We start from the raw sequence: 25,724 nt of genomic DNA, 5'->3' as shown, positions 1-25,724 counted from the left end.
GTCCGGCTTCCCGGCTGAAGGCTATCTGTACAGGATGACCTTCTCGCCGGGATTTTTTTGTTCCAATTTTCTGCGCAGGACTTTTTAAACACAAAAGACGCGATGCGACCACTCGTCCACTGGACTAACGGCAAGCTTTGCTTTTATCTTCGCGGCCTGAAAAACAGGAGTACCCGCTTTGAAAAAATCAGTCGCCATCGTTTTCGGTGGGCAGTCCAGCGAGCATGAGGTTTCGTTGCAGTCGGCACGCAACGTTATCAATGCGATTGATCGTGACCGCTACGAACTGACCCTGATCGGCGTCGACAAGTCGGGCCGCTGGTTGTGCTTCGATGAAAGCAATTACCTGGTCAATGCAGAAGATCCTTCGCGCATCAAATTGAGCACCGCTGGCAAGCAACTCTCCTTGCTGCCCGGGAGTGTGGGCGGACAGTTCGTTGACATCGAGTCAGGACAGCCATTGGCGCGCATTGATGTTGTGTTTCCGCTGATCCATGGCGCCCTGGGTGAAGACGGCTCGCTGCAAGGCTTGCTGCGTCTGTTGGCAATTCCCTTCGTCGGGCCGGACGTGCTGAGTTCGGCAGCGTGCATGGACAAGGACGTGACCAAGCGTCTGCTGCGTGATGCAGGCATCGCGGTTGCGCCATTTGTGGTGTTGACACGCGGCCAGAGCATTGCTTTTGCCAGCGTACGCGAGCAACTGGGGCTGCCGCTGTTCGTCAAGCCGGCCAGCCAGGGTTCCTCTGTAGGGGTCAGTAAAGTCACTGATGAGGCCAGCTTCGAGGCCGCTTTGACGTTGGGCTTGCAGTTCGATCACAAGCTGTTGATCGAGCAGGGCATGGTCGGGCGTGAAGTGGAGTGCGCCGTGCTGGGCAACCGCGAGCCGCAGGTCAGCGTGTGCGGTGAAGTGATCGCCAATGATGAGTTCTACGCTTACGACACCAAATACCTGAACGGTGATCAGGCCCGGATCGCCATACCGGCCGAGTTGCCTGCAGAGCTGAGTGATCAGGTGCGCGACGTCGCATTGCAGGCCTATAAGGTGCTGGGATGCGCTGGGCTGTCGCGGGTGGATTTCTTCGTCACCGAGGCGCGCGAGATCATCATCAATGAGGTCAATACTCTGCCTGGCTTCACCTCTATCAGCATGTACCCCAAACTCTGGCAGGCCAGCGGTCTGTCCTACGCCAGGCTGATCGATCGCTTGATCGGGCTGGCGCTGGAGCGGGCAGACGAGGCCAGGTTGCTCAAGACGGATATCTTTGCATGAAAATCATCACTATTGCGGCCGCCCTGTTGATTGCCCCGGACGGCAGAACGTTGCTCGTGCGCAAGCGGGGTACGCTGGCGTTCATGCAGCCCGGCGGCAAGATCGACCCTGGCGAAACGGCGCCAGTGGCGTTGGCCAGAGAGTTGAACGAAGAGCTCGGGCTGATCATCGATCCGCAGCAGGCCGAGTTTCTGGGTGAATTCACCGCACCGGCGGCAAACGAGCCAGGCTTTGAAGTTCACTGCCAGTTGTATGAAGTGAAGACCGCTGCCGAGGTGCTGCCTGCTGCCGAGATCGAGGAGGTAGTCTGGGTCGGCTCGCAGAGTCACCCCGACCTGCATCTGGCACCCTTGACGCGTGATTTGATCCTGCCGCTTTACCGGCAGCGTCAGGCTGAGATGATCTGACAGCCATTGCGGTTGAGTGCCCTGCACAAGTGTGCAGGGCGCTTGCCATTCAGCGAACCGCGCTGACGCCGTCCAGCGTCGAGAACGAAGTGTCCTTGGCTGTCAGCAGAAAGTCGCGCATGTACGGTGCATCCAGCATGTCGGCACGAATACCTGCATACAAAGTCGCAAACAGCCCTTTTTCCCCCAGCCGCTTGGCCTTTACGTAACCCCGCGAGCTGTACTCATGCAGCGCCCAATGAGGCATGCCACAGACGCCACGCCCGCTGGCGACCAGTTGCATCATCATCACCGTCAGTTCGGAGGTTCTTACCTGCGCAGGCTCGATCTCGGCGGGCTCCAGGAAGCGGGTGAAAATGTCCAGCCGGTCGCGCTCCACCGGGTAGGTGATCAGGGTCTCTTCCAGCAGGTCTTCCGGGACGATGTACGGTTTGGTCGCCAATGCATGCTGGTTGGCCACCGCCAGCATCGCCTCGTAAGTGAACAGCGGCACGTAGGTGATGCCGGGCAGTTCCTGCGGGTCCGAGGTCACCACCAGGTCAAGATCGCCACGCGCCAGCGCCGGCAGCGGTGCAAACGAGAACCCGGAAGACAGGTCCAGTTCGACTTCTGGCCAGGCATCGCGAAACTGGTCAATGGTCGGCATCAGCCACTGAAAACAGCTGTGGCATTCGATGGCCATGTGCAGACGACCCGCCGTGCCGCCCGCCAGGCGCGCAATGTCCCGTTCTGCGCTGCGCAGTTGCGGCAGCAGCGCATCGGACAATTGCAGCAGACGCAGGCCAGCACTGGTGAAGCGCACCGGTTTGGTCTTGCGCACGAACAGCTGCATGCCCATGCGCTCCTCCAGCTCCTTGAACTGGTGAGACAGCGCTGATTGGGTCAGATGCAGGCGCTCGGCAGCTTCCACGAGGCTGTCTGCTTCGCGCAACGCGTGCAGGGTTTTGAGGTGGCGTATTTCAAGCACCGTCCGCTCTCCATGAATAAAATTTGTGACCAACAAGAAAACAATGAGTTTGTCTCATGTTGGTCTGGCTGTCGACAATGGCGCCATATTTTACGGAGGACGCGACATGGCTTTGGCCCACAACCTTGGATTTCCGCGCATCGGCGCTGATCGTGAATTGAAGAAAGCGCTGGAAGCCTACTGGAAAGGCGATCTCGATCAGCCCGGCCTGCGCGCGGTGGGTCGTGAGTTGCGTGTCGCTCACTGGCAAATACAAAAAGACGCTGGCATCGAACTGTTGCCGGTCGGTGATTTCGCCTGGTATGACCAGGTGCTGGCTCACTCGCTCACGCTGGGCGTCGTCCCTGAACGTTTCGCCCATACCCGTGACGCTGCTGGTTTGCCGACCCTTGATACTCTGTTCGCCATGGCGCGGGGCGCCAGCAACAATTGCTGTGGCGAGTCAGATGGGCAGACACAGTACGCTCAGGAACTCACCAAGTGGTTTGATACCAACTATCACTACCTGGTCCCGGAGTTCAGCCATGACCAGCGTTTTCAGCTGAACTGGTCACAGTTGTTCGAGGAGGTCGAGGAGGCGCATGCGCTGGGTCACACAGTCAAACCGGTCATCATCGGGCCGCTGACTTACCTTTGGCTGGGCAAGGCCAAGGGCGACAGTTTTGACAAGCTGGAGCTGCTGGATCGTCTACTGCCGGTGTACGGAGAAATTCTCGGACGATTGGCGGCACAAGGTGTGGAGTGGGTGCAGATCGACGAGCCGATCCTGACCCTCGATCTGCCACAGGACTGGAAAACCGCATTCGAACGCGCCTACCACAGCCTGCAGTACTCCCCGCTGAAAAAGCTGATTGCCACTTATTTTGGCGGGCTTGAAGACAATCTTGGTCTGGCGGCAACCTTGCCGGTGGACGGCTTGCACATTGATCTGGTGCGGGCGCCCGAGCAACTGCCTGTCGTACTTGATCGTCTGCCGGCCTATAAGGTGCTGTCGCTGGGCGTGGTCAACGGGCGTAATGTCTGGCGCTGTGACCTGCAGGCGGCGCTGACCCATCTGCAAGAAGCGCATGAACGGTTTGGCGATAACCTGTGGGTCGCGGCTTCCTGCTCGCTGCTGCACAGCCCTGTCGATCTGGAGCGCGAAGACCGTCTGGACCCTGAGCTGAAAAGCTGGCTGGCGTTTGCGGTGCAGAAAAGCGCAGAAATTGCCATCCTCAAGCAGGCGCTGAATGAGCCCGAAGCTGCACAAGTGCGGGCAGCGCTGGCGCAAAGCCAAAATGTGCAGGCCAGCCGCAAGCAGTCGCCGCGGATCCATAACCCGGCAGTACAACAGCGTCTGGCCGCCGTTACGGCTGTTGATCATCAGCGTCAATCCGGGTTCGCCCGGCGTATTGACCTGCAACGGGCACGCTTGCAACTGCCGGCTTTTCCGACCACGACAATCGGCTCATTCCCGCAGACCCCGGCGATACGTCTGGCCCGCCAGGCGCATAGGCAAGGCAAGCTGGCCCTCAACGAATATACCGACGCCATGCGCCAGGAGATCCGTCATGCGGTCCAGATCCAGGAAAACCTGGGGCTGGACGTGCTGGTGCATGGCGAGGCCGAACGCAACGACATGGTCGAGTATTTTGCCGAGCAACTGGACGGTTACCTGTTCACCCGCTTTGGCTGGGTGCAGAGTTATGGCTCGCGTTGTGTGAAACCGGCAGTAATTTATGGTGACGTCAGCCGTCCCGGCGCGATGACCGTCGAGTGGATACGCTATGCGCAAAGCCTGACCAGCAAGCCCATGAAAGGCATGCTCACCGGCCCGGTCACGATGCTGATGTGGTCGTTCCCACGGGAGGACATCCCTCGTCACGTGCAGGCACAACAGCTGGCGCTGGCGATTCGCGACGAAGTTCAGGACCTGGAGCGTGCCGGTATCAGGATCGTGCAGATTGACGAGGCTGCTTTCCGCGAAGGCCTGCCGTTGCGCAAGTCCCAATGGCAGCCTTACCTTGACTGGGCTGTGGCAGCGTTTCGTCTGTGTGCCTCGGGGGTGCGCGACGAAACCCAGATTCACACCCATATGTGCTACAGCGAATTCAATGACGTGATCGAATCCATCGCAGCCATGGACGCCGATGTGATCACGATCGAGACCTCGCGTTCGGATATGGAGTTGCTCAAGGCGTTCGAAGCGTTCGATTATCCGAACGACATCGGTCCGGGGGTCTACGACATCCACTCACCGCGCGTTCCGACCACCGCTGAAATCGTCGCGCTGATGGCCAAGGCCGCGCGGCGCATTCCTGCCGAGCGCCTGTGGATCAACCCTGACTGTGGTCTAAAGACCCGAGGCTGGGCAGAAACCGAAGCCGCTCTGATCAACATGGTTGCAGCGGCACGGCAGTTGAGAAACTGAAGACGCCTCTCGCGACAAGCTGATCCCGTTCAGCTCGTCGCTCACAACCGTTTGCCTACCACTCAGCGCTGTTCATCAAATTGTCACGCAACTGTGGCAGCGCGCTTTGCAAAACATCATCAGACTCGTTGCCTACTGGGGATCTGTTTTTTGGTGTTTTTCATGCGGGTTTTAATTTTTCTGGCTGCGCTTCTGTGCGGCTTGCCGTCTTTTGCGGCCGATCGATGCGATGTCAACGTTCCTGTCCAGACTGCCGAACTCAAACAAGTGCGCATTGCCTATCAGAGCATCGGCAGTGAGTCAGACCCTGCCTTGCTGTTGGTCATGGGTCTTGGCGGGCAGTTGATTCACTGGCCTGACGAAGTGGTGACTGCGCTCTGTCAGCAAGGCTATCGGGTCATTCGTTATGACAACCGCGACGTGGGTCTTTCGACTTGGGTGCAACCGCCCGCCGATGCCAACCTGACGTACGAAGTGCTGCGCTTCAAACTCGGTCTGCCCGTGTCGGCGCCTTACTCGCTGACCGACATGGCTGACGATGGCCTGGGCCTGATGGACGCGCTGCATGTTCAGCAGTTTCATGTGCTCGGTGCAAGCATGGGCGGGATGATCGCCCAGCATCTGGCAGACATGGCGCCAGAACGGGTCGAGAGCCTGACACTGATCATGACCAGTTCTGGCGCGCAGGGCTTGCCGATGCCCAGTGCTGCGCTGATGCAGCTGCTGGCCCGCCGCGGTGCGCCCAATCGGGAGGTTGCCATCGAACAGCAAGCCGATCTGCTGGCAGCGCTGGGCAGCCCGCAGGTCAAGGATGATCGGCAGCAATTGCTCCACCAGGCTGCGATTTCCTACGATCGCGCCTTCAACCCGGAGGGCGTGAAGCGCCAGATCATGGCCATTCTCGCCGAGCCCAGCCGCGTCGAGCTGCTGAATCGGCTGCGTCTGCCGGTACTGGTGGTGCACGGCACTGCCGATCCCTTGTTGCCGGTCATGCATGGCGTGCACGTAGCCGCGCATATCCAAGGGAGCCAGCTGCGGCTGATCCCAGGGCTGGCGCACCGTTTTCAGGAGGCGTTCAAGGCACCTTTGCTGGGCGCAGTATTGCCCTATCTGAAGGCGCAGCATGAAGACGGTCGTCATCTGGCGCAGCTCTAGCCAGGTTGTCAGGCTCGGACAGAGGTGTATCGTGAGGGCTTTGGTTCAATGAGCGAACGGCTGTCATGAGCACTGCACTTAAAATCGATTTCGTTTCCGATGTTTCCTGTCCCTGGTGTGTCATTGGTCTGCGTGCGCTGGACCAGGCGCTTGTAGAACTTGGCGATGAAGTGGACGCACAGATCCACTTCCAACCGTTCGAGCTGAACCCGAACATGCCGTCCGAAGGGCAGGACATCAAAGAGCATATCGCCGAGAAATACGGCTCCACCCCGGAGCAGATCGAGGGCATCCACGAAACAATCCGTGCAAAAGGCGCAGAGCTTGGCTTTGTCTTCGCCAAGGGTGAGCGGCGTATCTACAACACCTTCGATGCCCATCGTCTTTTGCACTGGGCTGAGACAGAAGGCAAACAGCACGCGTTGAAAACTGCCTTGTTCGAGGCGTATTTCAGTGAGCTGAAGGACCCGTCCAGCCATGCGGACCTGGCGGACGCTGCGCAAAAGGTCGGTCTTGATCGGCTTCGGGCGCTGGCTGTTCTGGCGAGCAATGATTACGCCGCGCAGGTGCGTGAAGATGAACAGCTGTGGACGTCGCGTGGTGTCAGCTCGGTGCCGACCATTGTGTTCAACGACCAGTACGCCGTATCGGGCGGGCAGCCGGTGGACGTATTCGTCAGCGCGATTCGCCAGATCATCAGTGAAAATGCCTGATTGATTGGTCAATTGTCAGGTGTCAGCCACGCGACACCTGACAGCTGTTCAAAGGCGCACTTGTCGCTGGCGCAACGTCAGCCGTGAACCCTGACCCAGACTGTTACCAGTAGCGTTGCGGCCACCAACCAGGCCACGGCAGCCAAGGCCAGCGAGGCTTCCAGACGCAGTCGGTCAACCAACAGGTAAAGCGCCGCCAGGTAGACGAAGTAGGGGATGATCGACCACATGCCGAACAGGATGGTGGTCTTCAAATCTTCCAGCGACCGGCCCTTGCCGACGATGTAATGGGCGATCAGCGCAAACGTCGGGAACAATGGCACCAGTCCCGCGATGTAATAATTGCGGGTTTTGGCCAGCGCCGCGAGTATTACGACGACGGCGCCTCCCAACAGCGCCTTGAGTACTAAATCCACCTGATTCTCCGTTTTCTGGAATCGCCCTGCTGTTTGAATCGGACTCAAAGCCCGTATTTTTTGACCTTGTCGAACAGTGTGGTCTTCGCCATGCCCAGTTCCTGACTGGCCTGGCTCAGATTGCCGCCGCTGCGCTCCAGGGCTTCGCTGAGCAGGTTGCGCTCGAACGCTTCGACCGCCTCGGCAAACCCAAGACTCTGACTTTCGTCGATGGCTCCCGGCTGCTTGAAGGCGGGCAGGCCCAGCGCAAAGCGCTCGGCAACGTTACGCAGTTCGCGCACGTTGCCCGGCCAGTCGTGGCTCATCAGGCTGGACAGGGTATGGCGATCCAGCGTTGGTAGTTCGCGGTCAAAACGCAAGGATGACAGCTGTAGAAAGTGCTCGAACAATTGCAGAATGTCTTCTCGACGTTCACGCAGCGGCGGCAGCTCAAGCGTCACGACATTGAGGCGGTAATACAGGTCACTGCGAAACTGATTGGTCTTGCCCAGCGCGTTGAGGTCGGATTTGGTCGCGGCAATGACCCGACAATCCACTGCGACGCTCTGGTTGGAACCCAGGCGTTCAAGTGTTCGTTCCTGCAAGACACGCAGCAATTTGATCTGCAGGTTGATCGGCATGCTTTCCACTTCATCAAGGAACAGCGTGCCGTTGTGGGCGTGTTCGATCTTGCCGATGCGGCGCTTGCCTGCACCGGTAAAGGCGTTGGCTTCGTGGCCGAAAATCTCCGATTCGAACAGGCTCTCCGCCAGCCCGCCGCAGTTGAGCGCCACGAACTGATGAGGCGTACGTCGACTGAAATCATGCAGGCAGCGGGCGACCAGTTCCTTGCCCGTTCCGGTTTCACCTTCGATCAGCACGTTGGCCGAGGTGTCGGCAACGTTGGCAATCAGCGCCCTCAGATTCTGCATGGCTGGCGAGCGGCCGATGATCCTGCCTTCAAGAGAGTCACGTTCGGCCAGTTGCTTGCGCAACGCCCAGACTTCCCGTGCCAGCCCGCGCTGCTCCAGTGCGCGTCGGGTGACCTCGACCAGACGTTCGGGGGAAAAGGGCTTCTCCATGAAATCATAGGCACCGTCGCGCATGGCATTGACGGCCATCGAAATGTCGCCGTGCCCGGTGATCAGTACGACCGGCAGGCTCTTGTCGCGTGCCTTGAGGCGGCTGAGCAGTTCCAGGCCATCAATACCAGGCAATCGTATGTCGCTGATGACGATGCCGGCAAAATTGTCATCGATGCGGCTCAAGGCTTCCTCGGCGCTGGCAACGCCTTCGCTGTCGATGTCTTCCAGCGCCAGGGCTTGCTGGCAGCCCAGCAGTACATGCGGATCGTCTTCGACGATCAGGACGGTGAGGTCGCTGTTGATGCTCATGGGGACTGCCTCATGTCGGCTTGGCCTGGCCGGGTTCGGTGGGCGCGCCGTCAACGAACGGCAAGTACAAAACAAAGGAGGTACCGCCGTCGCCCGGATGCTCGGCACTCAGGCTGCCACCCGCTGCCGCAGCAAGGCTCGCCGAGAGCGTCAGACCCAATCCGAGACCCTGTTCCCCGGGTTTGGTGGTAAAGAACGGTTCAAACAGGTGCTTGCGCGCTTCGATATCGATGCCGTGGCCGTTGTCGCGCACCGTCAACCGATAGCGTCCATCGTCGATGCAGCCTTCAAGCCAGAGCTCCGGGTGAGGCTGGGCATGCATGGCATCCAACGCGTTGCCAATCAGGTTGACCAGTATCTGCTCCAGTCGGGTCTGGTCGATGCTCAGGGTGACGTCGATAAAATCCTCATGCAGAACCAGCGAGGATTGTTCAAGTCTTACTGCCAACAGCTGAAAGGCCGCGTCCGTCGCTTTGCTCAACTGCGCCTGGCCCTGGTCATTGCCGCGTCGGGCAAAGGCACGCAGGCTGGCGGTGATGCGGCCCATGCGGTCGACAAGATCATTGATCGTGCGCAAGTTGGCGCTGGCGGTATCGAGGGCGCCGCGTTCCAGAAAGCGTACGGTGTTGCCGGACAGCGTACGCAGTGCTGCCAACGGCTGGTTGAGCTCATGGGCGATGCTTGTCGACATCTGGCCGATGGCCGCCAGTTTGCCAGCCTGGACCAGTTCGTCCTGCGCCTTGCGCAACGTATCCTCGGCCTGTCGACGCTCGCGGATCTGCGCTTTCAGCCGCTCATTACTGGCGCGCAGGTGCTCGGTACGCTCGGCAATCTTGCGCTCCAACTCGTCATTGGCCGCTTGCAGGGCTTCGCGCGCAGCGAGGCGCGTAGCGATCACCTTGCGGCGCTCGTTCCAGGCAATCAGCAAAAAGGCCACCAGTGCGCATGCGACAGCGACCAGCATGCCGCGGCTTCCTGCTTCGCTACGCAGATCTTCAAGTGGGGTAAGGAGGGTAAGGTGCCACGGCGTATCACTGAGAGGGCGGGTCTGCGCCAGATAGCTGACCTGAGTGTGCTCATGGTCAACGCTGACGTTAGCCGGGAAGGTAAGCTTTTCTACGCCCTCGGCCAGCGACTCTCTCTCGATGGGCACCAGTTCGTTGAGCGGCCACCAGTAATACTGAAGGCTGCGCGCCAGCCGCTCCTTGGTTTCCGGGGTAAGTGGCTGCACCGATTTCAGACGTCGTGCGGGGTCGCTGGATAAAATGATGATGCCGTTTTCGTCACTGACGAACGCTTCCAGGCGGGCGCGTTGCCAGCGTTCCTCAAGGGCTTCCAGCCGTACCTTGATCACGGCCACGCCAATGATCCGGCCTTTCTCTTCCAGCCCATGGGCCAGGTAATAACCGGACTCGCCGGTGGTGGTGCCAATCCCGTAAAACCGCCCTGGCAGGCCGCGTACCGCGTCCTGAAAGTAGGCGCGAAAGGACAGGTCTTCGCCCTGATAGCTGTCTGCGTCGCGCCAGTTGCTGGTGGCCAGTACCCGACCGGTGGTGTCCAGCACATAGATGGCGCGGCTGCGGCTGCGGCGATTCAGGCCTTCAAGATAGCGATTGACCTGTTGTTGCAATTCGGGACCAGGGTCATTGAGCAACTGCGAAACGCTGGATTCGAGTTCCAGAACGCTCGGCAGGTAGGTGTATTTGCTGATCTCGCTTTCTACCGTGCGGGCATGCAACTCAAGCTGACGCTTGCCGCTTTCGCTCAAGGTCTTGATGCCGTTGGTTTCGCTGATGAGATAGGCGATATAGCCCAGACCGATCATCAACATGAGGATCAGCGGGGGTACAAACAGTTGGCGAATCAGGCGGGGTTTCACGGCGAGTGATGGCGGCGCGGCGCGGTAGAGAGAGGGGTCGCATTTCATCACAGTCGTCCTGAACCGAACAGCTGCCCGTGTAACAGGCAGCTGTTGGTGTAATGCTTAGTGCTGGAGGATCTTGGCGAGGAATTGCTGAGCGCGCTCCGAGCGTGCACTCACATCACCAAAAAACTCTTCCTTGGCGCAATCTTCGACGATGTGTCCCTTGTCCATGAAGATTACGCGATTGGCGACTTTGCGTGCGAAACCCATTTCGTGGGTCACACACATCATGGTCATGCCTTCGTTGGCCAATTGCACCATCACGTCGAGCACTTCATTGACCATTTCCGGGTCCAGTGCCGAGGTTGGCTCATCGAACAGCATCACGACCGGGTCCATTGCCAGCGCGCGGGCAATGGCCACACGTTGCTGCTGACCGCCGGAGAGCTGGCCGGGGTGCTTGTGGGCGTGTTCGGACAAGCCGACACGGTCTAGCAGTTTCAGGCCTTTCTCGGTGGCTTCGGCCTTGCTGCGGCCCAGCACCTTGATCTGCGCGATGGTCAGGTTTTCAACGATGCTCAGGTGCGGAAAAAGCTCGAAATGCTGGAACACCATGCCCACGCGCGAACGCAGTTTTGGCAGGTTGGTCCTGGAGTCCGATATCGACGTGCCGTCGACCACGATGTCGCCCTTCTGGAACGGTTCCAGCGCGTTCACGCATTTGATCAAAGTCGATTTGCCGGAGCCGGACGGGCCGCACACGACAACCACTTCGCCCTTGCTGACCTCGGTGCTGCAATCGGTCAGTACCTGGAAGTCCCCATACCACTTGTTAACGTTCTTGATGGAAATCATACGGCAAACCTTTTTTGCAAACGCTTCACCAGCAGCGAGGCGGCAAAGCTGATCGTGAAATACACCACACCGGCAATGATCAGGAACTCGTTGGCGCGACCAATGATGTCGCCACTCGCACGCGAGGCGTTGAGGAAGTCAACGAGGCCGACGGTGTAAACCAGAGAGGTGTCCTGAAACAGAATGATGCTCTGTTGCAGCAACAGCGGAGTCATCTTGCGAAAGGCCTGAGGCAGAATGATCAGACGCATCATCTGGCTGTAGGTCATGCCCAGCGCCTGGGCAGCGCCCATCTGCCCTTTGGAAATCGACTGCACACCAGCACGAACGATTTCGCAGAAGTACGCGGCCTCGAACATCATGAACGCCACGACGCAGGAGGTGAACGCACCGATAGGGGTGTCTTCACCTGTGATCCAGCGCAACACGAACGGTACCGCCAGATAGAACCAGGTGATGACCAGCAGCAGCGGGATTGAGCGGAAGTAGTTCACATAGGCGCCAGCCACATTGGCCAGCAGCTTGTTGGACGACAGGCGCATCAACGCCAGCACGGTGCCCAGCAGCAGGCCGCCAACGACACCCATCGCCATCAGCTTGAGGGTCATGACCATGCCGTTCCACAAGCCGGGAAGGGCGGGAATGATTCCAGTGAAGTCCATTATTTACCCCCCACAGAGATCAGGCCGGGTACTGCGACCTTTTTCTCGATCACACGCATCAGCAGCATCAGGCTCATGTTCAGCGTGAAATAGATCAGCGTTGCTAGGGTGAAGGCTTCGAACAGGTTCGCCGAAAACTCGGCCGTTTGTTTGGTCTGCGCGAGCAGCTCCATCAGACCGATCAACGAGGCTACCGAAGAGTTCTTGAACACGTTCAGGAATTCGGAGGTGAGCGGTGGAATGATGATGCGGTAAGCCTGTGGCAGCAGCACGTTCCAGTAGATCTGCGGCAGCTTGAAACCCATGGCGCGAGCGGCCGACTCCTGGCCCTTTGGCAACGCCTGGATGCCGGTTCTGACTTGTTCGCACACACGTGCAGCAGTGAATAGCCCAAGACACACCACGACGCTCAGAAACGCCGAGGTCGTTGGGTTGAGGTCTTGCTTGTACCAGTCCTGCAGATTCTGCGGCAACATGTCCGGTATCAGGAAGTACCAGATAAACAGCTGCACCAGCAGGGGTACATTGCGGAAGATTTCCACGTATACCGTGGCGATGCCCGATACCAGACGGTTTGGTACGGTGCGCATGACGCCGAGCACGGAGCCCAATATCAACGCAATGATCCACGCAACCACGGCAATCGCGATGGTCCAGCCCAGGCCGGAGATGAACCAGTCCAGATAAGTCTCGCTGCCGACGCCGGTGGACTTGAAGAAAACGCCCCAGTCCCAGTTGTAATTCATCAGGGTCTCCCCCTCTTTTTATAGCTATCTAAATGCACGCACTGCCGGAGGCCGAGAGTGATGAGCCGATCCCGAACGAGCCTGGCTCGTTCGGGATGCAATCAATTCAGCCGGGCTGGACCGATTGCTCAGGCTTTCTTGTCTTCAGCGGCTTTGTCGGTTGGCTCTGCAATCAGCTTCTTGAGCTCGTCGCTCATCGGGAACTGCAGATTCAGGCCTTTTGGCGGGATCGGAGACTGGAACCACTTGTTGTAGATGGTGTTGATGTCGCCAGACTTGTAAGTGGCGAGGATGGCGTCATCCACCGCTTTCTTGAATGGAGCATCGCCCTTGCGAACCATGCAGCCGTAGATTTCGTAGGATTGCGCAGTGCCGGTAACCGCCCAGTCATCCGGCTTCTTGGCCTTGGCCATTTCACCTGCCAGCAATGCGTCATCCATCATGAAAGCGACCGCACGGCCGGATTCGAGCATCTGGAAAGACTCGCCGTGGTCTTTGGCCGAGATCACGTTCATGCCTATCTGCTTGTCAGCGTTCATGGCTTTGAGGATGCGCTCGGACGTGGTGCCGGCGGTGGTCACAACGTTCTTGCCTTTCAGGTCATCAAAGTCTTTGTAGGCCGAGTCTTTCTTGGACAGCAGTCGTGTGCCGATTTCGAAGATGCCGACCGAGAAGTCGACTTGCTGCTGACGCTCGACGTTATTGGTGGTGGAACCGCATTCCACATCGACTGTGCCGTTCTGAACCAACGGGATACGGGTCTGGGAAGTGACCAGGTTGTACTTGACCTTCAGGTCAGGCATGTCCAGGTCTTTCTTGATGGCTTCGACGATTTTCAGCTGGATGTCGTGGGAATAGCCAACCGGAATACCAGAAGCATCAGCGATGTAAGAGAAAGGAATGGAAGCATCGCGATGGCCGAGGGTGATGGTGCCGGATTCTTTGATCTTCTTCAGTGTGCCGGTCAATTCGGCTGCGAAAGCAGGAGTGCTGATCAGAGTGGCGGCAACTGCTGCTGCCAACACATGGGAGACGATGCGCATCGATGAATCCTCGATTTCATTTTTATTGATGGGGCTGCGTTAGGGCAGTCCACTTCTTGACGATTGCCTCGACGGCGCCCTGATTCAGACACACGCACGTTCAAGGCGGTCGATACTAAGTAACGAGCAGAAGTCGTGCCAAGCTCGATAAATAATTCAACTCATTGAAAATAAAGGGTTTTATGATTTTTTTTGAAAGTTTACCGCCGGCAGGCGTCCGGGAAGCCGAATCGGTCGTCCGCTGATGTTCGGGAAACCGAACGACTGGAGGCAAGTTTGAGCCGTGACGAGTAGAGACGAGGTAGAGGAGGGGCAATCAGGAGGGAGGCAGTTGCGATAGCCTGTTCAGCCCGCGCCAAAATCAGCGGGTGAACAGGCTATCGGAGGGATCAGGCAGCTTCTATAGTCGCCTTGTTGCGCGCGACGGTTTCGAGGTAGTCACGCACACTGGCCTGTTCTTCACGCGTTGTGAACAGCCCCAGCTTGGTACGACGCCACAGGATATCGTCGATGCTGGTAGCCCATTCCTGATCGCACAGGTAATCCACCTCGCGGGTATACAGGCCTGCGCCGAGGTGTTGGCCCATGTCGTCAAGGTTCTGGACGCCTTCCAGCAACTTCCAGCTGCGGCTGCCGTAAGTAATCGACCAACGCTTGGCAATTTGTGCAGGCAGCCATTTGAAGCGCTGGGTCAGTTCGGCCGCAAGTGCGTCCGGCGTGGTCATGTCTTCGCCACCTGGCAGCGCCGATTTGGCCGTCCAGCCTGGCTTCATCTGTTTGAAGAACGGTGCCAGTTGCGCCATGGCCGATTCTGCCAGTTTGCGATACGTGGTCAGCTTGCCGCCGAAGACCGACAGGATCGGTGCTTCATCGCCAGTACCCGATAACGACAGCGTGTAGTCACGGGTGATCGCCGAAGGGTTATCGGACTCGTCGTTGCATAGCGGACGAACACCGGAATAAGTGTGCAAGACGTCAGCGCGGGTCAGCTGCTTTTTGAAGTGGTCATTGGCCACTTTAAGCACGTAGTCCATCTCGCCTTCGGTGATTTCGACCTTGTTCGGATCGCCCTGGTACTCACGGTCGGTGGTGCCGACAATGGTGAAGTGCTCCAGATACGGGATCGTGAACACAATGCGCTTGTCTTCGTTCTGCAAGATGAACGCGTGTTCACCTTCGTATAGCTTCGGCACAATCAAGTGGCTGCCCTGGATCAGGCGGATGCCGTAGGCAGACTCGAGTTTCAGGTCTTCACGGATGAACTTGGCCACCCATGGACCTGCTGCGTTGACCAGCGCCTTGGCGTGGATCGAAAACAGGCTGCCGTCGCTGCGTTCGAGGTGCAGGTGCCACATGCCTTTGATGCGGCGTGCGCTGACGCAACGTGTCTGGGTGTGAATATGCGCACCGTTTTCACGAGCTGCCATTGCATTGAGCACTACAAGCCGGGCGTCGTCGACCCAGCAGTCCGAATATTCGAAGCCGCGAGTAATGCTGCTGTTGAGCGGGCTGTCTGCACCGAAGCGGATGGTCCGCGACGCTGGAAGCTTTTCGCGTTTACCCAGATGGTCATACAGGAACATGCCTGCACGGATCATCCACGCCGGACGCAGATGCGGGCGGTGAGGCAGTACGAAGCGCATCGGCTTGACGATGTGCGGCGCTTTCTCCAGCAGCACTTCGCGTTCTGCGAGCGCTTCGCGCACCAGGCGGAACTCGTAATGCTCCAGATAACGCAAGCCGCCGTGAATCAGCTTGCTGCTCGCTGAAGAGGTATGGCTTGCCAGGTCGTCCTTTTCACACAGAAAAACCGAAAGGCCGCGTCCGGAGGCATCTGCCGCAATCCCGACACCGTTGATACCACCACCGATGACGGCGATGTCGTAGACCTCAGAGAGGGGTGGGGTTGTCACGGTAGAGTGGGGCATTGTGGCCTCCTGGACAATTCTTGAGTTCAGCGCGAAAGGCGAATCTGAACATTAATGTTCGCTTTCGAAAATAATAGCTCAATAAAAATGACCGTGCCAGCAAGTATCGATTGAAAATACTGATAGCAGAACGTGAAAAAGAACAAAAATGAACATTGTAGGGCAGGAACGCCACAGATGGCCCGCGCCAGAGCCTTCGCTGCGTAGCGACGGTTCTGGATTGGGGGGTGTTGAACAATTTCAGGCGTGGAAGTGTGCCGGGATCAGACCACTTCGAGGCGGATCTTGTGCTGAGTCAGCAGCTGTTGCAGGGCAGGGACCGGCGGTTGGTCGGTCACCAGGCAATCTATCAGGGTAATGGGACCCAGTCGAACCATGGCGTTGCGACCGAACTTGCTCGAGTCCGCAGCCAACAGCACCTTGCGTGCGTTGCCGATAATCGCTTGAGAGACGCGGACTTCCTGGTAATCAAAATCCAGCAGGCTGCCGTCTTCATCAATGCCACTGATGCCGACCAACGCGAAGTCGACTTTGAACTGAGTGATGAAGTCGACGCTGGCCTGACCCACTACACCACCGTCACGGCGCACTTTGCCACCGGCCAGCAACACTTCGAAGTCATCCTTGGCACTCAGAATCGACGCCACGTGCAGGTTGTTGGTGATGATTTTCAGATTGTTGTGATTAAGCAGGGCTCGGGCAATGGATTCGGTAGTGGTACCGATATTGATGAACAGTGAGGCGTTATCCGGAACCTGAGCGGCGATGGCTTCGGCAATTCGCTGTTTTTCATCACGCATCTGATCCGCACGCATGGCGTATGCGGTGTTTTCGATGCTGGAGTCATAGGCCGCGCCGCCGTGGTAGCGACGCAGCAGGGTCATGTCCGCGAGCTGATTGATGTCGCGGCGGATGGTTTGTGGCGTAACGACGAACAGCGTCGCCATTTCCTCGATGCTGACGTAACCGCGGTCGCGAACCAGTTCAAGGATCTGTTGTTGGCGGGGAGGCAGGTTCATTGTTTTTCCTTGGGCGCCCTCTGCAAATGGCGCCCATCATGCCGCAGGAAAGTGTTTCCTGTCAGCCTGAATCCTGCTTCCCGTGCCCGCGAGCGTGGATCACTCCTCGTTTTCGTGCGGTTCCCAATCACGGGTACGTGCAACGGCTTTCTGCCAGCCGGCGTACAGCTTCTCCTTATGGGCTTCTTCGCACTGCGGCTCGAATACCCGCTCGATGACTGCCTTGTTGCGCAGTTCGTCCAGGCTGCTCCAGAAACCAATCGCCAGACCCGCCAGGAACGCCGCGCCGAGCGCCGTTGTTTCGCGCATTTGCGGGCGCTCGACATGGGTGCCCAGGATGTCGGCCTGGAACTGCATCAAGAAATTGTTGGCCACCGCGCCGCCATCCACGCGCAGAGATTTGAGGCGCTCGCCGGAGTCCTGCTGCATGGCATCCAGCACGTCGCGGGTCTGATAAGCGATGGATTCAAGTGCCGCACGAATGATGTGATCGACTTTCACGCCACGTGTAAGACCAAACAGGGCGCCTCGGGCGTAGGGATCCCAGTAAGGCGCGCCCAGGCCGGTAAAGGCTGGAACCAGATACACGCCATTGCTGCTCTTGACCTTGCTGGCGAAGTATTCCGTGTCCAGCGCGTCGTTGATGATCTTCAGCTCATCACGCAGCCATTGAACGGTCGAACCGCCGTTGAACACGGCGCCTTCCAGGGCGTAAGCCACTTCACCGCGTGGGCCGCAGCCAATGGTGGTCAGCATGCCATGCGCAGATTTCACGGCTTTCTTGCCAGTGTTCATCAGCAGGAAGCAGCCGGTGCCGTACGTATTCTTGGCCTGTCCCGGCTCTACGCACATCTGGCCGAAGAGGGCGGCCTGCTGGTCGCCCGCAATACCGGCAATCGGGATGCCGCTCTTGCTATGGCCATAGACTTCGGACGATGCCTTGACCTCAGGCAGCATTTCACGCGGGATATCCAGCACATCGAGCATGCGCTGGTCCCATTCCAGAGTATGGATGTTGAACAGCATGGTGCGAGAGGCGTTGGTGTAGTCGGTGACGTGGACCTTGCCGCCGGTGAATTTCCAGATCAGCCAGGTATCAATGGTGCCGAACATCAACTCGCCGTTGCGCGCACGTTCACGGCTGCCTTCAACATTGTCGAGGATCCACTTGACCTTGGAGCCGGAGAAGTAGGGGTCGATCACCAGGCCGGTGGTGTCCTTGATGTAATCCTCAAGGCCGTCGCGCTTGAGCTGCTGGCAGATTTCAGTGCTGCGGCGACATTGCCAGACGATGGCGTTGTAGATCGGGCGACCGGTGTCGCGCTCCCACACAACGGTGGTTTCACGCTGGTTGGTAATGCCAATGGCGGCGATCTGGTTGTGATGCAAGTCAGCCTGCGCCAGCGCCTTGGTCATGCAGGCCGTCTGGGTGGCAAAGATTTCCATCGGGTCATGTTCGACCCAGCCTGGCTGAGGGTAATGCTGCACGAATTCGCTTTGGGCAGTGCTCACCACATTGGCGTCGCGGTCGAAGATGATGGCCCGCGAGCTGGTGGTGCCCTGGTCAAGAGCAATGATGTAATTCTTGTTCTGTGTGTCAGTCATGTCGATTGCCTTGCATTATTGGGTGGGATTCAAGATGAAGCCTGAACTTTGCCGCGAACCACTTTGCTCTCTTTTGCATGCTCAACAGGTTCGGCGTCTGGCAAGTGGCGCGCAATCAATGCGCGGTAGCCAGCTGCACCGAGGCAGGCGCCCAGAATGGGCGCAAAAATCGGAACCAGGAAATAAGGTATGTCACGACCGCCGGTAAAAGCTATCTCATCCCAACCCGCAAGGAACGTCATCAGTTTCGGGCCGAAATCACGCGCCGGGTTCATGGCAAAGCCGGTCAGTGGGCCCATGGAGCTGCCAATGACTGCAACCAGCAAGCCGATGAGCAGCGGTGCGAGCGCACCGCGTGGCAGACCGTTGCTGTCGTCGCCCAGCGCCATGATGACGCCCATGAGGATGGTGGTAATCACTACTTCGACCAGAAAGGCCTGGCCTACTGAAATGGCTGCATTCGGATAGGTAGAGAAGACTGCCGCCAGTTCGAGGCTTTGCTCGCTGCCACGGATGATATGGTGCGCATGTTCGAAGTCGAAAAAAAGACTGACGTAAAGGAGGTACACCAGACCGGCTCCGCAGAATGCGCCAGCGACCTGTGACGAAATGTAGAACGGCAGTTTCCGTTTTTCGAATCCGGCGAAAAGGCTCAGCGCGATGCTGACGGCGGGGTTGAGATGAGCACCGGAGATACCTGCACTCAGGTAGATGCCCATGCTGACTGCGATGCCCCAGATGATGCTGATTTCCCACAAGCCAAAAGATGCACCCGCGACCTTGAGCGCTGCAACGCATCCTGTACCGAAAAAGATCATCAGGGCTGTGCCCAGAAATTCTGCCAGGCATTGCCCGGTCAGCGTCGGTTGTTTGATTGCGATGGTCATGAATACCTCATTTTTGTTTTTGTCTCGGCACTCTTGAAAAAGGATGAGTGCTCGTTGAAGCCAGCGTGCTGGAAACGTCTGGTTCCCAACCGTTGGCGCGAGTTATACCTAAAATCACCTTTCGTTAATATTCGTAAACGAAAAAATATAGACAAGAAAGAACGCTGTCAAAGGTCGGAACTGAACGGTCAGCTAAATTATCACGGCCTGTACTTAGTTCGTTTCTGCGTTTTTCGTAGGAAAATGTGCTGTGGTTTTAAATGGCCATCAGCGTTACAGGCGACGTGAATCAAGGCATGTTCATGCCGTTTCGCTTAAAGTAGTGCTCGTCACGGATCAATGGAGCGTTGCATGACACCCGCCCTGGATTTACTGAAAAAAGTTCGCGCCGAACATCGTGTTCACAATTATGAACATGATCCAAAAGCTGCGTCGTATGGTCTGGAGGCAGCGGAAAAACTGGATCTGGATGCGGCGCGCGTTTTCAAGACCTTGCTGGCGTGCACTGAAAAAGGTGAATTGTTGGTCGCCGTTGTACCGGTCGTCGGAACTCTGGATCTCAAGGCTCTCGCACAGGCTGCAGGGGTGAAAAAAACCGAAATTGCCGACCCGGCTGCCGCGCAGCGGGCCACGGGATATCTGCTCGGTGGCATCAGCCCGCTGGGCCAGAAAAAACGACTGCGTACCTTTATTGATGAAACGGCTCAGCCCTTCGAAACCATCTTTGTCAGCGCAGGCAGGAGGGGGCTTGAGGTCGAGCTGTCAGCAACCGTTCTGGCCGAGCACACTCAGGCGGCGTTTGCTGTTATTGGCCGTGGATAGGCACGAAGGCTGAACCGTCAGGTCAGCCTTTGGCCGCTGAAGTGGGCACGCTGCCAGGTGCTGCAAACAGAACCAGATGTTCAGCCGCCACACGAATGCCCACTTCATCGCCAGTCATATGGTCAGCATGGCTGGCGAAGATCGCTTCAAGTTGGCTGCCCGTCGGTAGCTGCAGGCGATACAGCGTCGAGGCGCCCTGAAAGGTTCTGCCAATCACGCGGGCTTTAAGATCGCTGTCGGGTGCATGAACAATGTCATCCGGGCGCAACAGGACATCCACTGCGCTGCCACTGATACCTGGATAGGCACGGTTGCCGCGCAATACACCCAATTCGGTACGTACCGAGTCAGGATCCAGCATTTGACCGCGGATGAAATAGCCCTGGCCTACAAAGCTGGCAACAAACGGCGTCGCTGGTTCGTGGTACAGGTTGTAAGGCGTGTCCCATTGTTCCAGTCGGCCTTCTTTGAATACGCCAACATGGTCGCTGACGGCGAAGGCTTCTTCCTGATCGTGCGTCACCAGGATTGCGCTGGTGCCGCGTGTCTTGAGGATGTCGCGAACTTCATGGCTCAAGCGTCGACGCAGCTCACCATCAAGATTGGAAAACGGCTCGTCCAACAGCAGAAGCTGGGGTTCCGGCGCCAGTGCACGGGCCAGTGCGACGCGCTGCTGCTGCCCGCCGGAAAGCTCATGCGGGTAACGCTTGCCCAGCGCTCCCAGATTGACCAGTTCCAGCAGCTCTGCCACAACCTGATCCAGTCGCGGATGTTTGCGAATGCCGAAAGCTACGTTCTCGGCAACGCTCAGGTGCGGGAACAGGGCGTAATCCTGGAACACCATGCCGATCCGGCGTTTTTCCGGAGCCAGCGTCCAGCCTGGACGGGAGATGACTTCACCCGCCAGCGTGATCTCACCTGCGTGCACTGGCTCGAAGCCGGCGATTGCACGCAGGGTGGTGGTCTTGCCGCAACCCGAGGAGCCCAGCAGGCAACCGATATCTCCTGCATTGAGATGAAGGTTGAGATCCTGCACGACGCGTTGACCCTCGTAGCCGCAGGCAAGGTTGCGCAGATCAAGCAGCAGCGATTGACTCATGCGGGCTTGCAGGACGGCGCGACCAGAAACTCCAGCAGCGCTTTTTGAGCATGCAGGCGGTTTTCAGCCTGATCCCATGCTACGGAGCGCGCGTCATCCAGCAGGTCGACGCTGATCTCTTCACCACGGTGGGCGGGCAGACAGTGCATGAAAAGCACCTCTGGGTCCGCGAGGTCAAGCAAGGCACGGGTCACCTGATAGGGGGCAAACAAGGCCATACGCCTGGCTGTCTCTTCTTCCTGACCCATTGAGGTCCAGACATCCGTGCTGACCAGGTGCGCGCCGGCAACTGCCACTTTCGGGTCGCGCACGAGGGTGACTCGATCGCCTGCCAGCGCCATGAATTCCGGATTGGGTTCATAGCCTGAAGGGCAGGCAACCCGCAACTGGAAGTCGAACTGAATCGCAGCTTCTATATAGCTGTTGCACATGTTGTTGCCATCGCCGATCCACGCCACCGTCTTGCCCTGAATCGAGCCACGGTGTTCCAGGTAGGTTTGCATGTCGGCCAACAACTGGCACGGGTGCAGGTCGTCCGACAGGCCATTGATCACCGGGACGCGTGAATTGGCGGCAAATTCGATCAGATTGCTGTGTGCGTAAGTACGGATCATCACCGCATCCAGCATGCGTGACATGACCTTTGCGCTGTCGGCAATCGGCTCGCCGCGGCCCAGTTGCGTGTCGCGATGAGACAAAAATATGGCCTGACCACCCAGCTGGATCATCCCGGCTTCAAAAGAAAGCCGGGTACGTGTCGAGGATTTTTCGAAAATCATCCCAAGAACCCGGTTTTTCAGCGGTTCAAAAAGCACGCCGCGATTTCGCAGGTCTTTGAGCTCTACGCCACGACGGATCAAGCCCAGGAGCTCATCCGGGGTGTAATCCATCATCGAGAGAAAGTGCCTGGCGTTCATGATTAACTACCTTTTTTGCAACAGACCGCAGAGTGTCAAAGCCGGGTTTTATCGGGAAAACGGGCAAGGTCAGCGGAGAAAGCCGCGCGAGGCGACGAATAATGAAGGCGCGATAGTATAAAAAAATGTCGCGTCTTACCAATGTCATGCGTGTTTTCGAGTGGTGGCGTCGATAAAGGGAAATGCCCTGAGAACGTTGCTTTCCTTACGGTTCAGCGAAACGTCCCGTGAGTGGGGCAGGCCAATTGCCAGCGGTTCACATTTTCGAAGGCAGCATTTGTACACTGCTCAAATGGGGATTGGCAATTAGTACCAATCCTGTAACAGTCCTTTAGAGGCTGCTCTTCATATGCGACGTACTTCACGCGCTTGAAGCATGGACCGTTTCCATAACCTCAGGGGTAGGTTATAAAGCGTTGTCGATACAATCAATGACTGGGGATCGGGAATGGACTCAAAGGAACGTCAACTTACGGAACTGCTTGGGCTCACTGCCCGCACCTTGACCCACCTGACGGCCTCAATGACATCCATGTCGTTCGAACTGCTGCGCAGCGAAGATGAAGTGACGCGTTCAGCCGGGCGACGCATGATTGATCGCATGGCGACCGTGAGCTCCGGGCTCGATGAACACTGGCGCCTGATCGGTGAGCTGACCGGTGTGCACATGGCGCAGGAACAGATCGAAACCGTTACGGAAATTCAGCTGCAGCGCAAGGTAGTCACGCCGATCGGGGGTTGATGGCAGCGGCTATCTGCCCGCCTGATACCGTCAGATTCACGAGACAAACGTCCGTGGCGCCGCATTGCATGACGCACCATAGTCCTTGTTCCGCAATCAGCGTGATTGCCATGACGAGACGATGAGGCTGCGATGACCCGGACCCAACATTACCGCGCCTGTCATCTGTGCGAGGCCATTTGTGGCCTGACAATCGAGACAACCGAAGCTGCGGGCTCTCCTCGTCAGATAGCGTCCATCAAAGGCGATCCGCTCGATCCCTTCAGCCGCGGACACATCTGCCCCAAAGCCGTTGCGCTGCAAGATATTCAGAACGATCCCGACCGTTTGCGTCAGCCCATGTTGCGAAAGGGGGAGGCATGGCAGCCGATTGCCTGGCAGGAAGCGTTCGATCTGGTGGCTGATCGGTTGTTCACCATTCAGCAACGCGATGGACAGAACGCGGTGGCGGTCTACCAGGGCAACCCCAGTGTCCACAATTACGGGCTGATGACCCACGGCAATTACTTCCTGGGCCAGCTCAAAACCCGTAACCGTTACTCCGCGACCTCGGTGGATCAACTGCCGCATCACCTCACCAGCCATCTGATGTACGGTCACGGCATGCTGTTGCCGATCCCCGACATTGATCACACCGACTTCATGTTGATTCTGGGCGGCAACCCGCTGGCTTCCAATGGCAGCATCATGACGGTCCCGGACGTCGAGAAAAGACTCAAAGCCATTCAGGCACGAGGCGGCAAAGTGGTGGTAGTCGATCCGCGGCGCAGCGAAACCGCGGCCATCGCTGATCAGCATTTGTTTGTGCGTCCCGGTGGTGATGCAGCGTTGCTGTTCGGCCTGCTGCATACCCTGTTCGATGAGGGGCTTACGCGAGAGAGTCATTTGCCGGTCGAAGGTCTGGACGTCGTCAAACACGCAATTGCAGGTTTCAGTGCTGAAGCCATGAGCGCACGGTGCGCTGTTTGGTCAGAGCAGATTCGGCAACTGGCCCGTGATTTTGCGGCGGCCAATACGGCGGTGTGTTACGGCAGGATGGGCATCTCCACTCAGGCCTTCGGCACCTTGTGCCAATGGCTCGTGCAGTTGATCAATCTGGTCACCGGCAATCTGGATAGCGTCGGTGGTACGTTATGCACCGAGCCGGCCATTGATCTGGTGAGCTCGACCTCCGGCGGGCATTTCGATTTGTGGCAGAGCCGTGTGTCCGGTTTGCCGGAGTACGGTGGTGAGTTGCCTGTCTCAGCGCTCGCCGAGGAGATGCTGCAAGGAGGTGCGGGGCAGGTGCGTGCGCTGGTTACCGTGGCCGGTAATCCGGTGCTGTCGACGCCCAACGGACGTCAGTTGGAAAAAGCCCTCGACGGTCTGGAGTTCATGGTCAGTATCGACCTCTATATCAACGAAACCACGCGCTACGCCGATCTGATTCTGCCGTCGACCTCTGCACTGGAAAACGATCACTACGACACCACGTTCAACACCCTCGCTGTGCGTAATGTCACCCGCTTCAATCGCGCAATTTTCGACAAGCCCGAAGGTTCTCTGCATGACTGGGAAATTTTCGTCGGGCTGGCCAAGGCCTTCGCTGCCAGATCCGCAAAGGAACTGAAGCCCACGATCCCACCCGCGCACATGATCGACATCGGGTTGCGTGCCGGTGAATACGGGGACTCATCCGCGCGCAAGTTGTCAGTGGCCACTCTGGACACTCATCCGCATGGCTTGGACCTTGGCCCGCTCAAGCCCAATCTGGCAGGCCGTCTGAAGACTGCCAACGGTCATGTTCAGGCGGCGCCGGAGGTTATCATGGCCGACCTTTCCCGCTTTGCGACAGCAGTAGGTCCCAAGCTTCACCAGCTGTTGCTGATCGGGCGCCGACATGTACGCAGTAATAACTCGTGGATGCATAACTTCCACCGTCTGGTGAAGGGCAAACCCCGTCATCAGTTGTTGATGCACCCGGACGATCTGGCCAGCCGAGGCTTGAGCGACGGCCAGCAAGTCAGGGTCAGTTCACGGGTAGGCGTGATTGAAGTAGAGGTACTTGCCAGCCTGGACATGATGCCCGGCGTGGTCAGTCTGCCCCATGGCTGGGGTCATGCGCGCAAAGGCGTACGGATGGACATTGCGCAGAGCCAGCCTGGTGTCAGCGCCAATGACCTGACTGACGAACGGCAAATGGACGCGCTGTCCGGCAACGCTGCTCTTAACGGTGTTCCGGTGCAGGTTGCGGCGTGTTAAGGCTCAAGACAGAGCGTGTGGCTCGGGATTCCGTTACAATGCGCCACCGTGCCGACAACTGAGTCGGAAAATTCAGCCGAGGTGCTCCATGGATATCATCGAAACGATCAAAGAGCAGATTGCCAATAACACCGTTCTGCTTTACATGAAAGGTGCTCCGAATGCTCCGCAATGCGGTTTTTCGGCCAAGGCTTCCCAGGCACTGATGGCGTGCGGCGAAAAGTTCGCCTATGTCGACATCCTGCAGAACCCCGAAATCCGCACCAACCTGCCCAAGTACGCCAACTGGCCGACATTCCCGCAGCTGTGGGTAGCCGGTGAGCTGGTCGGCGGCAGCGACATCATCACCGAGATGATGGCTGATGGTTCTCTGCAAGAGCTGGTCAAGACTGCATCGGCCGCCAAGGCTGAGTAAGACCTTGCGCTGATGCGTCTGCTCATGCGGAAGCATCAGCCGGTTTTACATGTCTAGTCCTGAAATAGGTTACACCTATTTCAGTCTCAAAGCGCCCGATGCACCGCATCGGGCGTTTTGTATTTCAAGGACAGATGCGGCCGCTCCCTGTTGTAGATCAGCACCGAT

General features: G+C 57.9%; 23 protein-coding genes. 9 read left to right on the top strand and 14 right to left on the bottom strand.

Annotated features, from left to right (window positions below; genetic code table 11):
- Window positions 1–178 precede the first annotated feature (178 nt).
- Entirely contained in the window at window positions 179–1,270 is a 1,092-nt protein-coding gene (gene ddlA / locus KDX37_RS16085; protein ID WP_231653674.1) for a D-alanine--D-alanine ligase, read from the top strand.
- Complete coding sequence (locus tag KDX37_RS16080) at window positions 1,267–1,677, top strand: NUDIX hydrolase (RefSeq protein ID WP_231653673.1); 411 nt, start codon at window positions 1,267–1,269, stop codon at window positions 1,675–1,677. Before ddlA ends, KDX37_RS16080 begins: the two co-directional genes overlap by 4 nt.
- Window positions 1,678–1,726: 49 nt before the next feature.
- Here KDX37_RS16080 and metR read toward each other — a convergent pair whose 3' ends face one another.
- Complete coding sequence (gene metR, locus KDX37_RS16075) at window positions 1,727–2,644, bottom strand: transcriptional regulator MetR (protein ID WP_231653672.1); 918 nt, start codon at window positions 2,642–2,644, stop codon at window positions 1,727–1,729.
- Between the two features lie 106 nt (window positions 2,645–2,750).
- On the opposite strand from metR, the gene metE reads away from it, so the two are divergent.
- The 3 genes from metE to KDX37_RS16060 all read left to right on the top strand — a co-directional run bounded on the left by metE (window position 2,751) and on the right by KDX37_RS16060 (window position 6,922).
- Window positions 2,751–5,054 carry a 5-methyltetrahydropteroyltriglutamate--homocysteine S-methyltransferase gene (metE, locus tag KDX37_RS16070; protein WP_231653671.1) on the top strand — a complete coding sequence of 768 codons (2,304 nt, stop codon included), beginning with the start codon at window positions 2,751–2,753 and terminating at the stop codon, window positions 5,052–5,054.
- A gap of 162 nt (window positions 5,055–5,216) precedes the next feature.
- Window positions 5,217–6,209, top strand: a complete 993-nt coding sequence (locus tag KDX37_RS16065; protein WP_231653670.1) for an alpha/beta fold hydrolase — start codon at window positions 5,217–5,219, stop codon at window positions 6,207–6,209.
- A 65-nt stretch (window positions 6,210–6,274) separates the two neighbouring features.
- Window positions 6,275–6,922, top strand: coding sequence for a DsbA family oxidoreductase (locus KDX37_RS16060; protein ID WP_231653669.1), 648 nt, complete (start codon window positions 6,275–6,277; stop codon window positions 6,920–6,922).
- 77 nt (window positions 6,923–6,999) lie between these two features.
- Here KDX37_RS16060 and KDX37_RS16055 read toward each other — a convergent pair whose 3' ends face one another.
- From KDX37_RS16055 to KDX37_RS16005, 11 genes are all read right to left on the bottom strand, one after another.
- Complete coding sequence (locus tag KDX37_RS16055; RefSeq protein WP_231653668.1) at window positions 7,000–7,338, bottom strand: GlpM family protein; 339 nt, start codon at window positions 7,336–7,338, stop codon at window positions 7,000–7,002.
- A 44-nt stretch (window positions 7,339–7,382) separates the two neighbouring features.
- Window positions 7,383–8,711 carry a two-component response regulator AauR gene (locus tag KDX37_RS16050; RefSeq protein ID WP_264759269.1) on the bottom strand — a complete coding sequence of 443 codons (1,329 nt, stop codon included), beginning with the start codon at window positions 8,709–8,711 and terminating at the stop codon, window positions 7,383–7,385.
- Between the two features lie 10 nt (window positions 8,712–8,721).
- The gene (locus tag KDX37_RS16045; protein WP_231653667.1) at window positions 8,722–10,638 is read right to left on the bottom strand and encodes a two-component sensor histidine kinase AauS; all 1,917 of its coding nucleotides are present in this window, start codon (window positions 10,636–10,638) and stop codon (window positions 8,722–8,724) included.
- 57 nt (window positions 10,639–10,695) lie between these two features.
- Window positions 10,696–11,430 carry an amino acid ABC transporter ATP-binding protein gene (locus KDX37_RS16040; RefSeq protein WP_231653666.1) on the bottom strand — a complete coding sequence of 245 codons (735 nt, stop codon included), beginning with the start codon at window positions 11,428–11,430 and terminating at the stop codon, window positions 10,696–10,698.
- The gene (locus KDX37_RS16035) at window positions 11,427–12,095 is read right to left on the bottom strand and encodes an amino acid ABC transporter permease (RefSeq protein ID WP_231653779.1); all 669 of its coding nucleotides are present in this window, start codon (window positions 12,093–12,095) and stop codon (window positions 11,427–11,429) included. The genes KDX37_RS16040 and KDX37_RS16035 overlap by 4 nt, the downstream gene beginning before the upstream one ends.
- A complete protein-coding gene (locus KDX37_RS16030; RefSeq protein WP_231653665.1) occupies window positions 12,092–12,838 on the bottom strand; it encodes an amino acid ABC transporter permease in 747 nt (248 codons plus the stop codon). Before KDX37_RS16030 ends, KDX37_RS16035 begins: the two co-directional genes overlap by 4 nt.
- Before the next feature lie 128 nt (window positions 12,839–12,966).
- Window positions 12,967–13,881 carry a glutamate/aspartate ABC transporter substrate-binding protein gene (locus tag KDX37_RS16025; RefSeq protein ID WP_231653664.1) on the bottom strand — a complete coding sequence of 305 codons (915 nt, stop codon included), beginning with the start codon at window positions 13,879–13,881 and terminating at the stop codon, window positions 12,967–12,969.
- Window positions 13,882–14,270: 389 nt separating this feature from the next.
- Window positions 14,271–15,809 carry a glycerol-3-phosphate dehydrogenase gene (gene glpD, locus KDX37_RS16020; protein WP_231653663.1) on the bottom strand — a complete coding sequence of 513 codons (1,539 nt, stop codon included), beginning with the start codon at window positions 15,807–15,809 and terminating at the stop codon, window positions 14,271–14,273.
- Window positions 15,810–16,072: 263 nt separating this feature from the next.
- Complete coding sequence (locus tag KDX37_RS16015; protein ID WP_231653662.1) at window positions 16,073–16,828, bottom strand: DeoR/GlpR family transcriptional regulator; 756 nt, start codon at window positions 16,826–16,828, stop codon at window positions 16,073–16,075.
- A 99-nt stretch (window positions 16,829–16,927) separates the two neighbouring features.
- Complete coding sequence (gene glpK / locus KDX37_RS16010; RefSeq protein WP_231653661.1) at window positions 16,928–18,433, bottom strand: glycerol kinase GlpK; 1,506 nt, start codon at window positions 18,431–18,433, stop codon at window positions 16,928–16,930.
- Between the two features lie 29 nt (window positions 18,434–18,462).
- Window positions 18,463–19,320 carry an MIP/aquaporin family protein gene (locus KDX37_RS16005; RefSeq protein ID WP_231653660.1) on the bottom strand — a complete coding sequence of 286 codons (858 nt, stop codon included), beginning with the start codon at window positions 19,318–19,320 and terminating at the stop codon, window positions 18,463–18,465.
- A 351-nt stretch (window positions 19,321–19,671) separates the two neighbouring features.
- Here KDX37_RS16005 and ybaK point away from each other — a divergent pair, with 351 nt between their 5' ends.
- Window positions 19,672–20,142 carry a Cys-tRNA(Pro) deacylase gene (gene ybaK, locus KDX37_RS16000; protein WP_231653659.1) on the top strand — a complete coding sequence of 157 codons (471 nt, stop codon included), beginning with the start codon at window positions 19,672–19,674 and terminating at the stop codon, window positions 20,140–20,142.
- Window positions 20,143–20,164: 22 nt separating this feature from the next.
- Here ybaK and KDX37_RS15995 read toward each other — a convergent pair whose 3' ends face one another.
- The gene (locus tag KDX37_RS15995; protein WP_231653658.1) at window positions 20,165–21,241 is read right to left on the bottom strand and encodes an ABC transporter ATP-binding protein; all 1,077 of its coding nucleotides are present in this window, start codon (window positions 21,239–21,241) and stop codon (window positions 20,165–20,167) included.
- Window positions 21,238–22,158: an ornithine carbamoyltransferase gene (argF, locus tag KDX37_RS15990; RefSeq protein ID WP_231653657.1), complete on the bottom strand. Its 921-nt coding sequence runs from the start codon at window positions 22,156–22,158 to the stop codon at window positions 21,238–21,240. The genes KDX37_RS15995 and argF overlap by 4 nt, the downstream gene beginning before the upstream one ends.
- Before the next feature lie 448 nt (window positions 22,159–22,606).
- Between argF and KDX37_RS15985 the strand changes: the two genes are divergently transcribed.
- The 3 genes from KDX37_RS15985 (at window position 22,607) to grxD (ending at window position 25,556) form a co-directional block, all read left to right on the top strand.
- The gene (locus tag KDX37_RS15985) at window positions 22,607–22,900 is read left to right on the top strand and encodes a hypothetical protein (RefSeq protein ID WP_231653656.1); all 294 of its coding nucleotides are present in this window, start codon (window positions 22,607–22,609) and stop codon (window positions 22,898–22,900) included.
- A gap of 132 nt (window positions 22,901–23,032) precedes the next feature.
- On the top strand, window positions 23,033–25,141 hold the full coding sequence (locus KDX37_RS15980) for a molybdopterin oxidoreductase family protein (protein WP_231653655.1): 2,109 nt from the start codon (window positions 23,033–23,035) through the stop codon (window positions 25,139–25,141).
- An 88-nt stretch (window positions 25,142–25,229) separates the two neighbouring features.
- On the top strand, window positions 25,230–25,556 hold the full coding sequence (gene grxD / locus KDX37_RS15975) for a Grx4 family monothiol glutaredoxin (RefSeq protein WP_231653654.1): 327 nt from the start codon (window positions 25,230–25,232) through the stop codon (window positions 25,554–25,556).
- The last annotated feature ends 168 nt before the right edge of the window (window positions 25,557–25,724 follow it).

Origin of the sequence: Pseudomonas californiensis (assembly GCF_021147775.1) — a bacterium.
GTDB lineage: Bacteria > Pseudomonadota > Gammaproteobacteria > Pseudomonadales > Pseudomonadaceae > Aquipseudomonas > Aquipseudomonas californiensis.
This window is presented reverse-complemented; position numbering and strand designations above follow the sequence as displayed.